This is a genomic window from Veillonella sp. KGMB01456 (assembly GCF_023051165.1).
In the GTDB taxonomy this organism is placed as follows: Bacteria; Bacillota; Negativicutes; order Veillonellales; family Veillonellaceae; genus Veillonella_A.
On the sequence record NZ_JALKIG010000009.1, the window covers coordinates 43579 to 56803 of the forward strand.

The 13225-nt window shown below is 44.8% G+C and carries 9 protein-coding genes; all 9 read right to left on the reverse strand.

The features are described 5' to 3' along the window. Positions 1-130 precede the first annotated feature (130 nt). The 9 genes from MXE28_RS04245 to MXE28_RS04285 all read right to left on the reverse strand — a co-directional run bounded on the left by MXE28_RS04245 (position 131) and on the right by MXE28_RS04285 (position 13181). Positions 131-1261, reverse strand: coding sequence for an Ldh family oxidoreductase (locus tag MXE28_RS04245; RefSeq protein ID WP_021840102.1), 1131 nt, complete (start codon positions 1259-1261; stop codon positions 131-133). Between the two features lie 542 nt (positions 1262-1803). Then, the gene (locus MXE28_RS04250; RefSeq protein ID WP_021842071.1) at positions 1804-3000 is read right to left on the reverse strand and encodes a M48 family metalloprotease; all 1197 of its coding nucleotides are present in this window, start codon (positions 2998-3000) and stop codon (positions 1804-1806) included. A gap of 12 nt (positions 3001-3012) precedes the next feature. Continuing rightward, complete coding sequence (gene dnaB, locus MXE28_RS04255) at positions 3013-4359, reverse strand: replicative DNA helicase (RefSeq protein WP_021842070.1); 1347 nt, start codon at positions 4357-4359, stop codon at positions 3013-3015. Between the two features lies 1 nt (position 4360). Beyond that, positions 4361-4807 (reverse strand): 50S ribosomal protein L9, encoded by a 447-nt coding sequence (gene rplI / locus MXE28_RS04260; protein ID WP_021842069.1) that lies wholly within the window; start codon positions 4805-4807, stop codon positions 4361-4363. Next, positions 4804-6819 carry a DHH family phosphoesterase gene (locus MXE28_RS04265; protein ID WP_127057870.1) on the reverse strand — a complete coding sequence of 672 codons (2016 nt, stop codon included), beginning with the start codon at positions 6817-6819 and terminating at the stop codon, positions 4804-4806. Before MXE28_RS04265 ends, rplI begins: the two co-directional genes overlap by 4 nt. Positions 6820-6843: 24 nt before the next feature. Beyond that, positions 6844-7800 (reverse strand): DUF2232 domain-containing protein, encoded by a 957-nt coding sequence (locus MXE28_RS04270; RefSeq protein WP_021842067.1) that lies wholly within the window; start codon positions 7798-7800, stop codon positions 6844-6846. A 171-nt stretch (positions 7801-7971) separates the two neighbouring features. Beyond that, positions 7972-10110 carry a ribonuclease J gene (locus MXE28_RS04275; protein ID WP_156704103.1) on the reverse strand — a complete coding sequence of 713 codons (2139 nt, stop codon included), beginning with the start codon at positions 10108-10110 and terminating at the stop codon, positions 7972-7974. A gap of 503 nt (positions 10111-10613) precedes the next feature. Beyond that, positions 10614-11330 carry a uracil-DNA glycosylase gene (locus MXE28_RS04280; protein WP_021842064.1) on the reverse strand — a complete coding sequence of 239 codons (717 nt, stop codon included), beginning with the start codon at positions 11328-11330 and terminating at the stop codon, positions 10614-10616. Positions 11331-11465: 135 nt separating this feature from the next. After that, entirely contained in the window at positions 11466-13181 is a 1716-nt protein-coding gene (locus MXE28_RS04285) for a glycosyltransferase family 39 protein (RefSeq protein WP_156704105.1), read from the reverse strand. Positions 13182-13225 lie beyond the last annotated feature (44 nt).

Genomic DNA, 13225 nt, shown 5'->3' on the forward strand with positions numbered 1-13225 from the left:
TCTTCTTACTGCTTAATAGGCTCTGCCCTTCCTATTAAACTGCACAATATCATCATTGCGCTATATGTGCTAGGTGCATTATTTACTGAGAGTCAAGGGACTCCTATTAATAGGGCTCAATGGCCGTCTATTAATAGTTACCGGTGAACATATCGCCGGCTACAGGTGGTTTGTAGTCGCCGAAGTATTTGCTGAAGTCAAGACCTAAGTACTGGCAAAGTTCATAAACTTCAGTCATAGTTTTGTCGATTACAGGGATACCGTTTTCTTCACGGTCTTTAACTGCTTCAACTTCTTTTTCACCATGAGTGTAAATACGTGCTTCACCTTCAGCTTTAGGAGCTTCACGAAGTTCAGTTAAGAAAGTGGAGAAATGTTTTTTGATAGCGTCAGCATCGCCGAAGAATGCAGGGTTAATAGCCATGAAGCCGTGGCAAATATTGGATTTGCCGTCTTTCATGCAGTGGTTGGAAGTGCCGCCCATGGAAAGGATAGCTGCGAACAATTCAACAACCATACCGTTACCATAACCTTTATGGGAACCTAATTGTTCAGTGTTACCGCCAAGTGGCATGATACCGCCGCCTACGTGAGCGGAGATATTTTTCAATACATCAGCTGCGTCAGTGGATGGGTTACCATCTTTATTCAATGCCCAGCCATCAGGTAATTGTTTACCTAATTTATTGTACATTTCCAATTTACCACGAGTTACTACTGTAGTAGAAGCATCGAAGAAGAAGTTGTAAGGTTCAGCAGGAGCTGCCCAAGCTTGTGGGTTGGAACCCAACATAGCTTTACGAGCATATGTAGGAACCATGATAGCTTCGGAGTTAGTGCAGGAGAAACCGATTAAGCCTTCTTCTACTGCCATGTTAGCGTAGTAACCGGCAATACCGTAGTGGTTGGAGTTACGTGCAGAAACGATACCTACACCGGATTCTTTAGCTTTTTTAATAGCTAATTCCATTGCATAGTGACCAATCAATTGGCCCATGCCGTCATGACCGTCGATAACTGCGGATACTGGAGTTTCGAAAACAACTTCAGGTTGAGCGTCAACTTTGATTGTACCTTTTTCGATACCTTTGTGGTAACGAACAAGACGCTGCATACCATGACTCTGAATGCCGTACATATCGGACATCAACAATACGTCACGAATAATTTTAGAATCTTTTTCAGAGAAACCAAATTTCATGAATGCATCTAATAAAAGTTGGTCAAGTTGTTCATACTTAAATTTTACTACGTTTCCCATTTGTCTAATCCTCTTTTCCGAAAACATATACCTGGAACAAGCTCTTCAAGAAATCCTTAATCCTAATTACTGACGTTTTTTGGTCCCCTTCTCAAATTGCTTATTTCCTTTTAAAGACAAGTTCATTATAGCACAGGGTTTTTGATTGTTGAATACTCCGAAGCCCTAAAAACGTCCAAAAACCATTACTAAATCTGCATAGAAAAGGCATTTTTGACGAATAATTGACGGTATGAGAGTCGATAACTGCTAGTTATCACTAGCTTTATCCATGAATGCGTTTTGATAATAGGAACGATGAATTTTTTAAAATTTTACGCTATTTTTTCTATAAATTTTCTGTTTTATTACTATATTTGTCTACTACAAAACGTATAAATCAAACATTTTTCATGTTTTTAGTCAAAATTCAAAACCCTATTTTAAGGCGTTTCTCATGATTCACGGAAAATTTTTTAGTGTATTATTGCACTATATTGCATAAAAAAACGCCTGTCAAAGCATTCGCTTAACAGGCGTTCCGGTTAGAAGATTAATTAATACTATTCAAAGTTTGCTTTCGAAGCGGCCGTATTGTCGGTTTTTACCTTAGTATCAGCCTTAACTTTAGCTTTCTTGTCTTTCTTATCTGCTTTTGACTTATCGTCAGCTTTTACCTTTTTGCTGCTCTTAGAGTCAATAGCCGCTTTTAAATCCTGTTCCATGGTCACCGCTTTATCGGCGGAACTTAACGTTACCAAAGAAGTGCCATTCATAAGAACTTGGTTGCCCTGAGCTACCGGGATTCCCACATTATTATCATGATAGTATCTTGCCAATTTGCCGGCCACCAAATAAGCCCGCATGGCGCCCGTATATTGCCCGCTGGCCTCACCCGTATAAACAGGCTTTTTATTGACATAGACTACATCATCCGTAACACTTACATGTTTCCCGGAGTAGTCCTCAATACGTTTCAAATGATCGAGAATACGCTGACTCATCTTCGGATGGTTATTGGGATTGACAATTTGCCCCAAACCATCGGTGTACAAATCGCCGTATTTATCGCGCAGAACCGCCATGGCCACAGCCGCAGCGCCCACATTATAACCGGCATCGGCCAATAGTTTAAAGCCCCATTCATCAGCCGCTTTTTCTTGACTTACGCTGAATACCTGCTGGTTAACATAGTTACCCGCCACATTGCCGAGGAGCACACTAAGACCGCCCGCATTTGCCGTGGCAGCACCAACTGCCGTCTGCAAGGCTACGCTTTTGCGAATGCCCCGGATGGCATCCTTGTTTTCACCATGACCGATTTCATGACCCACAACGGACGCAATCGCCGCATCATCCATCATATCCATGAGACCTTTATTGATAGACATGACACGACCAAGGCTCATAGCCGCATTGGCATCTTCTTCCGGTGTTACATATACTACATACGTCCGCTTTACATCAGGTGTATCGGTTAGACTTTCAAAAATCCGCTTAGCTCGATCCTGATAGGCATAATTATTATAATATCCGGTATTTTTCTGACGTTCTTCGAGCATTTGCTGCTGACCGTCATCGGTATCATCGATACGAGATAATTCCGTATTGACCGTTACCATGGCCAATGTACCGCCCAACAATACATCAAACACACCGGCTGCCTCTGCTTTAAAGCCCGCCAAACCGGTAAAACCGCTACCGCCGGCCAAAGTTAAGCCAATAGCCGCCGCCAATACAGTTCGTCCCCAGCGTTTCATACAGTGCCTCCCCTACATCTCATCCGTACGCATAGTAATATCGCGGAATCTGGTGAATTCCCCTTGGAATAAGAGATTAACCGTGCCCAATGCGCCGTTACGATGTTTACGAATAATAACTTCCGTTACATCTTCCTGATTTTCATCTTTACTGTAATATTTATCACGATATAAAAAGACTACAATGTCCGCATCCTGTTCCAACGAACCCGATTCACGAAGGTCACTCAAGACCGGTCGTTTATCGGTACGCGATTCAACACCGCGGCTAAGCTGCGACAAAGCAATCAAAGGTACGTCCATTTCACGGGCAATCAATTTAAGGTTTCGGGAAATTTCCGAAATCTCCTGCTGACGGTTATCGCTATTACCGCCATTGCGCCCTGTCATGAGCTGCACATAGTCGACGATAATAAGATCCAAACCCTGTTCAACTTTCAGACGACGCAGTTTGGATCGCATCATTTGAACCGTAAGGCCCGGCGTATCATCAATATATAACTTGGATTCACCAAGTTGTTCCAATTGCCCGATAAGTTTCGGCCAATCTTCCTGTAAGAGGCGCCCCGTACGCAAACGGTCCGAAGGCACTTCCGTAGCGGATGACAAAATACGACCTACCAATTGTTCGGCAGACATTTCCAAGGAGAAAAAGGCAACGGACCCTTTACCTTTTACGGCCACATTATAGGCCAAGTTCAAAGTGAACGCTGTTTTACCCATGGAGGGGCGAGCGGCCACAAGGATTAAGTCAGAGCGCTGCAAGCCATTAGTTATCTTGTCCAAATCTTTGAAGCCCGTGGAAATACCGGTCAAGCTGTCACCATAGTTCTGTAATTCACCGATTCGTTTCATAACATTGGTCATTACGTCACCAAGGCTGACAAACGAAGTTTCCGCTTTTACCGCACCGGTTACATTTAAAATACTGCTTTCCGCATCATTTAAAATGTCCGGCACTGTTTTGTCCCCATTGTAGCTTTCACCGACGATGCGATTACCCGCGTCAATGAGGCGACGCAAGGTTGATTTTTCAGCCACAATACGAGCATGCTCTTCTACATTAAAGGACGACATAGCATCATTGGTGAGTTCCGCAATGTAATTAATACCGCCCACTTCGTCGAGTTTTTTCATGCGCGTCAATTCTTCTGTCAAAAGGACCATATCGACGCGACGATTACCGCGGCGCACGATATTTTCAATGGCTTCATAGATAATACGGTGCGCATCGCGATAAAAATCACTGCGACCTACAATACTGCTGACGGAATCATAGATATCATTCTCGGTTAAAAGAGCCCCGAGAACAGCCTTCTCCGCCTCAATACTATGGGGTGGAATGCGCGCTTCCGCCATATTATGCCTCCACTAATTCAACTTTAATAGTAGTCGTAATTTCAGGATGTACGCGAATCAACACATCATGAACGCCCAAAGTTTTGAGCGGTTCTTTGAGTTCAATTTTCTTTTTATCAACGGCTACATCGAATTGAGCGGCCAAAGCATCGGAAATATCTTTACCTGTAACGGAACCGAATACACGGCCCGCATCCCCCATTTTTACAGGAATGCGTACTTCTACTTTAGCCAACTGGCTGGCCAAAATCTTCGCTTCATCAGCATTTACTTGTTTCTTGTGAGCTGCCGAAGCTTGTTGCTGCTTAGCATTATTCAAGTTAGCAGGCGTACCTTCTAAAGCCTGGCCTTTTTTAATCAACACATTGCGGCCGTAACCTTCACTGACCTCAATGATTTCGCCTTTTTTACCTACTTTTTTTACATCTTCCAACAAAATTACTTTCATTCTGCTTTTTCCTCCTTCTTCATAGAAGCAAGCTGGCCTTTAGCTACACTTTTTACAGCTTCCACCGCTTCTTCCATGGTCATATCATATAGCTGGGCGCCGGCTACGGTACGATGACCGCCACCGCCCAAGGCTTCCATAACAAGCTGAATATTCATAGCCCCTTGCGAACGGGCACTTACGCCGATACCGCCATCCGACAAAGTATAGAGCACATAGCTGGCTTCGATACCTTCAATGGTGATAAGCTTATCTGCCGTTTGAGCCGACAGAATGGACGCGTTCTGGATACCCGCCGGACAAGTGGTAATCGCCATGCCGTCAAAACGTTCCGCATCGGCCAACATTTTAGCCCGCAATTGGATGCTGTCAAAACTTTCCATAAACAAATGGCGCACAATGGATAAATCCGCACCGGAACGGCGCAAGAAAGACGCCGCATCAAAAGTACGCGATCCCGTTTGTACCACAAAGTTCTTCGTATCCACTACGATACCGGCATATAACGCACTCGCTTCCACCACATTGAGTGAAATCGGGTCTACGAAATACTGAATTAATTCTGTTACCAGCTCACTGGTGGACGACGAAGCCGGTTCCAAATAAGTGAGCAATGGTTTTTCAATAAAGTCGGAGGCACGACGGTGATGGTCAATAACAACGCGACGTTTAGACTTCTGCAAGGCTTTTGGCGCCGCTACCATATCCGGTCGATGCACGTCCACTACAAATACGAGGGTTGTATCGGTTACAAAATCTTCAGCCGCTTGTGGCGTGATTAACAGACTTTCAAAACCCGGTTCGGTAGGGAATAAATCTGACAATTTCTTAATAGCCACAGTTTGATCGCTTACAGCTACGTGAACGGATTTACCGGCCGCTCTAGCCATGGCGGCTACGCCGATGGCACCGCCGATACTGTCATAATCTTCACGCTCATGGCCCATGACGATAACATTATCGGCATCATCCATGAGTTCTTTAATGGCTTGTGCTACCACGCGGGCACGGACACGAGTATTCTTTTCGGCGCCTTGCGTTTTACCGCCGTAGAATTTCAATTCTTCGCCGATATATACGCTGGCCTGGTCACCACCGCGACCAAGGGCTAATTCGAGACCGGAACGAGCTCGTTCCGATTGTTCTTTAATCGTAGCCGCACCGGCTGCAATACCGATACTGATAGTCGCCGGAATACGACGACTGGTCGGAATATTATGAACCTTCGCCAAAAGTGGGAAATTTTGTTCAATCATATTCATTAGCGCTTTTTTAGAAATACAGAAGATGTACGAATCATCCGCATAGTTACGGACAAAACCGTCGTAACGGTCAATTTCTTCTACGATGGCATTATTAATTTCCGCCCAGAGGTTAGTGTATTCAACGTCACTGAGACCTTTCGTCACATCTTCGATGTTATCCATCATGAGGAACCCGAATACCGGTGCCATCGCTTCTGCTTCATGGCGCAATTGTTCCGATTCGGTTACATCGTCAAAGTAGAACGCCATATATGATTCCACTTCGGAGTCAGGCGCCCCTTTATAATCCGTGCCATCAATGAATTTATAGATAACACGATAATATTTATTTTCAATTTTTTCATTAAAATAGCCGGACTTGCCCCAGATTTTATCGAGGCGCAAACTCGGAATAAAACCGTTAAGGCGTTGTGTTTTATCCGGATCTTGCGGCATCCAATCACGGAACACGCTATTATACCAGCAAACACGAGCCTTACTGTCAATAATAACTATTGCTGTCGGCAAGTTCTGCAAAGCAAAATTCGACGCTTGGGTAATCCCCTTCGCAATCGTATTAAATTGCTCATACCGTTGCTGTCGTTGTTTACACACCGCTCGGCTGCTGTATAAATAGGCCACAACGACAAACAAAAGGCCAAATAGCGCCATCTGCCAGTTAAGCCAGGCAATCACTAATAGTAAAACGATGATAACAACGAAGGCGGTTTTTTCAAAGGCTCCAAAAAAGCCTTCATTCCCATTCATAAGATCGCTCCCTACTTTTTCTCTTTACTCATCGCCGATTCGTCTCGACAGACGACGACGTAAATTTAAAATTAAATCTAAAATGCCAATCCACATCGTGGCGAACTGCATTAATAAAGTAATAAATATCAAAACTAAACGGATGCCGTTTGACAATCCATAGCTTTTAAAAATAGTCCACAAACAACCGATACCCTGCAGTACCAACATGTACGATCCCAGCGCGTACATATTATAAGCCACAATATTAATGGCTTCCGATTGCAGTTCGTTACCCCAATACGTCAACAGCACACCGAGGGCAAACATGTATAAGGTCCACTGCGGTACACGCCACTCTTCAAGGGGCGGTAAGGTTACGCCTTCACCACCGGTGCGGCGCATGATAATATTCGCTACGGCGCAAATGAAGTAGCTAATTACTACGGACGACATAAATAGGGCGGCCAAAAGCACATAGGCCATTTGCTTAAGCATGGCCTGCACACTGGTCATCATGGCGGTCACTTGTTCATCCATGAGACCCTGTTCACGATAAGCGGTTTCCATTTCGGTCAACGCTTCCTGCTGAAAATTTTGCCACATCGTAACTATATCCATCTGCATCACATATTGCGCAATCATAAGCTGTATACCGATGGTAACCATCATTGTTACGGCCGGCAATACCAAAAGCCGACTGGTCGACCAGCGATGTATATAACCATAGGCCAAGACAATACCGGGTATGCCCGATGTCATCACTTGCATGAGTGCCCCTAAGGGTGTCAATACAACCGACATAACCAGCCCCATCGTAACGGTCGCCAAAATACTCCAACGAACACCATGGCGAGCGCCCAACACTACAAGTACGGCGGGCATCAAGATGGAAGCAAGGAATCCCATAAACGGTACCGTAACTCCCACAAAGGTAAATACCATAATAAGAGCCGTCAAAAATCCTGTTTCCACTACGGCTCGCGTATCTGTATATCTCATAAATTACTCCTGACAAAATAGACGTATGACCGAGGTCATACGCCTATTATAACATTTTGTATTGTTTTTGAATATCATTAACCACAAAATCACAAATTACGACCTATATAGGAGGGTAAATTACCACTTATAAACAAGCTTGAATTTACCGCATCACTCAGCCGATGCGACTTATACGTCTTGGATAATCGGTAAAATCATCGGACGACGACGGGTCTTTTCATACAAGAATTTACCCAAAGTATCGCGTACTTGAGATTTAATGGTAGCCCAATCTTTCATCTGACTGGCTTCGCATTTTTCAATCACTTGTTCAATGCGTTTTTGCGCTTCGTTCATGAGATCTTCCGCATCACGTACATATACGAAACCGCGCGATACGATATCAGGACCGGCTACAATCTGGCCGCTGGCACGGTCCATGGCCATAACTACGATAACCATACCTTCCTGCGCCAATTGCTGACGATCGCGAATTACGATATTGCCAACATCGCCAACACCGAGACCGTCAACGAACACCTTGCCGGCCGTAACGTGACCGCCTTTGCGGCCTGTACGACTGGTGAATTCAAAAATCTGCCCATTGTCGCCTACAAGCACGTGATTTGGTTTCACAATGCCCATGGATACAGCAAGTTCACCATGTTTCTTCAACATGCGATACTCACCGTGTACCGGAATGAAGAATTTAGGACGAACCAAGTTGAGCATGGTTTTCAAATCTTCTTGGCTGCCATGACCGGATACGTGAATGCCGCGGTCACGACCATAAATTACATCCGCACCTAAGCGCAATAGATTGTCGATGGTACGACCAACCGCTGCTTCATTGCCCGGAATCGGCGTGGCGGAGATAATAATCGTATCATTCGGAGTAATTTCGATAGTACGATGATTATTGGTTGCCATACGGGATAAGCCTGCCATAGGTTCCCCTTGACTGCCGGTTGTCAAAATCATGATTTCGTCATCACGGTAACGACCCATTTCATCAACATCAATCAAAGTTCCTTCCGGAATATTCAAGTAACCGCGTTCCTGCGCAATTTCCGTTACGTTAACCATACTGCGGCCCAACACGATAACTTTACGCTTGAAGGCAACCGCCGCATCAACAGCCTGCTGCAAACGAGATACGTTGGACGCAAAAGTAGCGAGTACTACACGGCCGCGAGCTTCCCCTACAGCACGAAGTAAAGCAGGTCCTACGGTGCTTTCAGATGGAGTAAATCCCGGTTTTTCCACATTCGTGGAGTCGGACATCAAGGCTAATACGCCTTTGTTGCCCAGTTCGGCAAATTTATGAACGTCCATCAATTTACCGTCTACCGGCGTCTGGTCCACTTTGAAGTCACCGGTGTGAACAACAGTACCTACCGGCGTTTCAAAATAAACGGCGCAAGCATCAGGAATAGAGTGGTTCGTCTGAATGAAACCTACTTTGAAAGACCCTACACGAATTTCATCGCCCGCTTTTACAATATTAAGTTTTACGCCGCCTACTTTATTTTCTTTCAATTTGCCTTCGATTAAACCGCAAACAAGGTTAGTAGCATATACCGGCACATTGATTTCTTTCAAGAGATACGCCAAGGAACCGATATGGTCTTCATGACCGTGAGTGATAACTACGGCACGTACTTTATCTTGGTTTTCAATCAAATAACTCATGTCAGGGATGACAATGTCAACGCCCGGCATATCGTTTTCAGGGAACGCAAGACCTGCATCCAATACGATAATATCATCGCCATATTGGAATACGGTCATGTTCTTACCGATTTCACCGAGACCGCCCAACGGAATAATCATGAGCTTATCTTTTTTGCTCGAATGATGTTGATGATTCGCATGTGCATCACCATTGCTGTGGGATGTGTGACGGCCATTAATATTGGCACGATCGCCGGTATTTTTTTCATTGCGATTGTTATAACGTGTAGAGTTAGTACGATTATTCGTACGGTTGTTGGTACGAGCCGGTTTAGCTGTGCCTTCCGCATTAGCCGCAGCATTGGCAGAATTTGTGTTCTTACGACGCGGTGCGGACTGTTTAGCGCCTTCGCCGGATGCATTCGTTGTACGGCGTGTGCTTGGTCGACGAGTTTCCCCGGTATTGCGATTACTATTTGTGCGACGCGTGGTGCGACGAGTGGTTTCGCCGCCCTGTTGTGCTTGATCGGCACCTGTCGTTTCAGTAGCCACAACATTTTTAGCTACCGGTGCTTTTTTCTCAGCCGCCGGTTTAGGCTCATTAGCAGTATTATTGCTTTGGCCTGTTAATTGATTCAATAATTCTTTTAACATATATGTATTACTCCTCCTAAATTTTATATTTCCTTAAATATATACCTTAATCATGTACGTCCGTCCGGAGTATACCTATTCTCCGCGTTCCTTTGTGGGATGTACGTAAAAAGATTCACTCGTTCATTATTAACTTGTCATCACATAAGCGTATGGATGCAACACAAAAGCAAGGACCGTTCTTTGTAAGACACGCCTCTTCGTCTGCAAACTGCTTCTGTAAAGTTAAAGGGTAAAATGTGAAAAAACTGCACGATTACACATATTGTGTACCTGAAAAAAGAGCCGAATTATGACTCTTTGCACATTATATTAACCCAAAGCCGAACAAATATCTTACGAATAGTATACCATAAGTCATATAAAACGAAAAGAACCCCCGACAAATTAATCGAAGATTCTCTATATATAAAACTTTTTTATTCTATGTCTTTTGCGTATACTAACCGGCGCTTACACTAATTTTATGCCAAGCAACACGTCTTCGCCCTTACATACTGTCATTAACGCTCAATCGCAGCCTTGAACTGCTCGCGATACTGCTTGGCGCCGCCATTGGCAGGATGCCGCAGTGCATGAGCCACAATGCCCTGCCGCGCCAAAATATCCGCCGACTTGCGCCCTACGGCACAAATAATCTGTCGGTCACCATTGTACGCTTCAATCAAGGCCATTAAGTCCTCGGTAAACTGACCGCCGATAACAATTTCTGTCTCCGTAGGCGTGCGATTCGTCAAAGGCTGATTCGCTACATGGGGATGAAAAGGAAAAATATTCCACAATATAGCATCATAGGTAGAGATATTATTCTCCAAAAGAGCTGACCATACTACCGTATCCGTCGGTTCGTTAAACCCTTCCAAGCGTTGTTTATTATTAAGCAACAATGGGCTATCGGCACGACTCGTCCGTTTGCCTATGCCGTCCGGCAAAATCATAGCGGGTTTCACATCATTATGAAAACCGAGGAGCATGCGCTCACAGGTAATGGCAATACCGGAAAAGCGCCCACCCTGATAGCCTACGGCTTCAGCCACAATAAGATAACGGCTTTGTTTTAAGCGTGCTCTTAAATAACTCTCTAATTGCTCCCGTCGCCACTGAGGCGCCGCCTGCGATACATCGAGGGCCGGATCGTAATCACGCCACGGATTAAATACCGTATCAGAGCCTTCATAAGCTGCCAGTTTATCTATAAACCGACTAATTGAATCTTTCATAGAACCTCCTCTACGGCATTTAACACCCATTTAACACACATTTAACACGCATTCAACACACTTTTGACATGTATCTTTCCTGCTATAACAATTTGATAAAAATCCGCCAATCAATATAGTTAACAAACTGATTGTTTATCGTGTTTCGTAAATAAATATCTTATTCTCAACGCGCAACAATTTCACCATTGGCGCTAACGAAGATTTTTCAAAATGTCCCCGATACTTTTCAGGCACAAGAATCAGCGCATGAAGCGCTACCGGATTATCGATCGGCATCGGTTCCGTCGGATTTTTCCCCATCGGCAAGCGGGTTGCTTGTCCCTTATCATTCGTTACACTTTGTAAAACTCGTGCTTCATTATTAAGGGCCGCCTGAAAACGCTCCGTCACTTCTTCTACCGTTTGAGCAGGCATCTTGTTTTTACCTTCCCAAGCATTACTACGTTCCTTATTTTTATTAGGTAACGCATCGTCTTCAATTTTAGTAACTTCTTTGTCCGTATAATACACGAGCGACGCACTATAGTCACCATAATAATAGATATCGCCGTCATACTGAGCCACAACAGGTGCATAAGCTACCGATGAGCGTTGTTCTACCAGCGGTTGTATCCCTTCATGAATAACAAGCCCTGCAATGGCCATAGTCATAAAAGTAACTACTACCGGCAGCATATAGCGTTTCTGGTTCCAATACATCAGGCCGGTCAAAATAAAACCGACTACAATCAGTACATACAACAAGTACCAGAAGCCCCAAGGCACATAAAAACTGGCCACGCCCAAAACGAGCCACAAGAAGAAGGCCGGCCCCATAATGAGCCAAGACAACTTACGCGGGCGACCGGGACGCAATATTTTTACAACCCCAAAAGCACCTAAAAAGCTAAACGGTACCAAGCTGATAAATGTATACGTCGGGTACTTAGTGGCCATTAACGTATAGAATAATAATGTCCCCCACCCCATAATCATGGAATAAATATAGAACGGCTGTTTAAAACGCCAACCGTAATACATACCGTATAATACGGCGCCTGTCCACGGCAACGAAGCCAACGGGAACATAACTAAGTAATACCACCAATGATTAGCTTCCGGATGCTCCGACTGGGTGGCGCGCACCACATTATGAAGGCCCAAGAAACCATCAATAAAGTCTTGCCCGTGTGTCATGTACATATAGCCGTACCAAGGCATAACGACAACTAAAAAGGCTAAAATGCCTTGCCACGAAAAGATGTAGCGAAGCATACGGCCCGAACGCATTACAGCGGCATATACCAAGAGCAAAATCCCCGGCAATACGAGTGCCACCGGTCCTTTGGTCAAAACACCGATGCCCGCAAAAAGGTATGCCCACACCATAAACAAGGTGCGGCGTTCCGTAAGCCCGCGATAAGCATAGGCCAAGGTGCCGATAGTCGCCCACAAGAGCACCATATCCGTTACGATGCCTCGCGCCAAAATCCAGAATTCAAGGGATGAACCGAGAATCATGGCACTCCACAGCGATACCAAACGACGGCCGGAAATGCTGCGCACTACCTGGTAGAAGAACCCTACCGACAAGGCCCCGAATAAAGCGGCCGGAAAACGAGCAGCAAAATCGGAAAAGCCGAAAATTTTATAACTTAACGCAATAAGCCAATAAATCATTATCGGCTTATCATACCAATATTCATGATAAATCTGTGGCGATAACCAATCGCCGGACATGACCATTTCTTTAGCTGTCAATGCATAGTTCGACTCAACCGGATCGGTAATCGGCAAACTGCCATTGCCGATAGCAAACATGGCGAAGGCGATTAAGAAGCAAATGACGCTCAAGCGATGAAGTCGCATCTAATCCCTCCTTAGCGCTGTGTTGTATTATCCTGCACAGCATT

Excerpts from the sequence above, each read along its gene's own strand:
- MXE28_RS04270 (WP_021842067.1), bottom strand. The coding sequence starts at position 7,800 with ATGAGATATACAGATACGCGAGCCGTAGTGGAAACAGGATTTTTGACG.
- MXE28_RS04285 (WP_156704105.1), bottom strand. The coding sequence starts at position 13,181 with ATGCGACTTCATCGCTTGAGCGTCATTTGCTTCTTAATCGCCTTCGCC.
- rplI (WP_021842069.1), bottom strand. The coding sequence starts at position 4,807 with ATGAAAGTAATTTTGTTGGAAGATGTAAAAAAAGTAGGTAAAAAAGGC.
- MXE28_RS04275 (WP_156704103.1), bottom strand. The coding sequence starts at position 10,110 with ATGTTAAAAGAATTATTGAATCAATTAACAGGCCAAAGCAATAATACT.
- MXE28_RS04280 (WP_021842064.1), bottom strand. The coding sequence starts at position 11,330 with ATGAAAGATTCAATTAGTCGGTTTATAGATAAACTGGCAGCTTATGAA.
- MXE28_RS04250 (WP_021842071.1), bottom strand. The coding sequence starts at position 3,000 with ATGAAACGCTGGGGACGAACTGTATTGGCGGCGGCTATTGGCTTAACT.
- dnaB (WP_021842070.1), bottom strand. The coding sequence starts at position 4,359 with ATGGCGGAAGCGCGCATTCCACCCCATAGTATTGAGGCGGAGAAGGCT.
- MXE28_RS04245 (WP_021840102.1), bottom strand. The coding sequence starts at position 1,261 with ATGGGAAACGTAGTAAAATTTAAGTATGAACAACTTGACCAACTTTTA.
- MXE28_RS04265 (WP_127057870.1), bottom strand. The coding sequence starts at position 6,819 with ATGAATGGGAATGAAGGCTTTTTTGGAGCCTTTGAAAAAACCGCCTTC.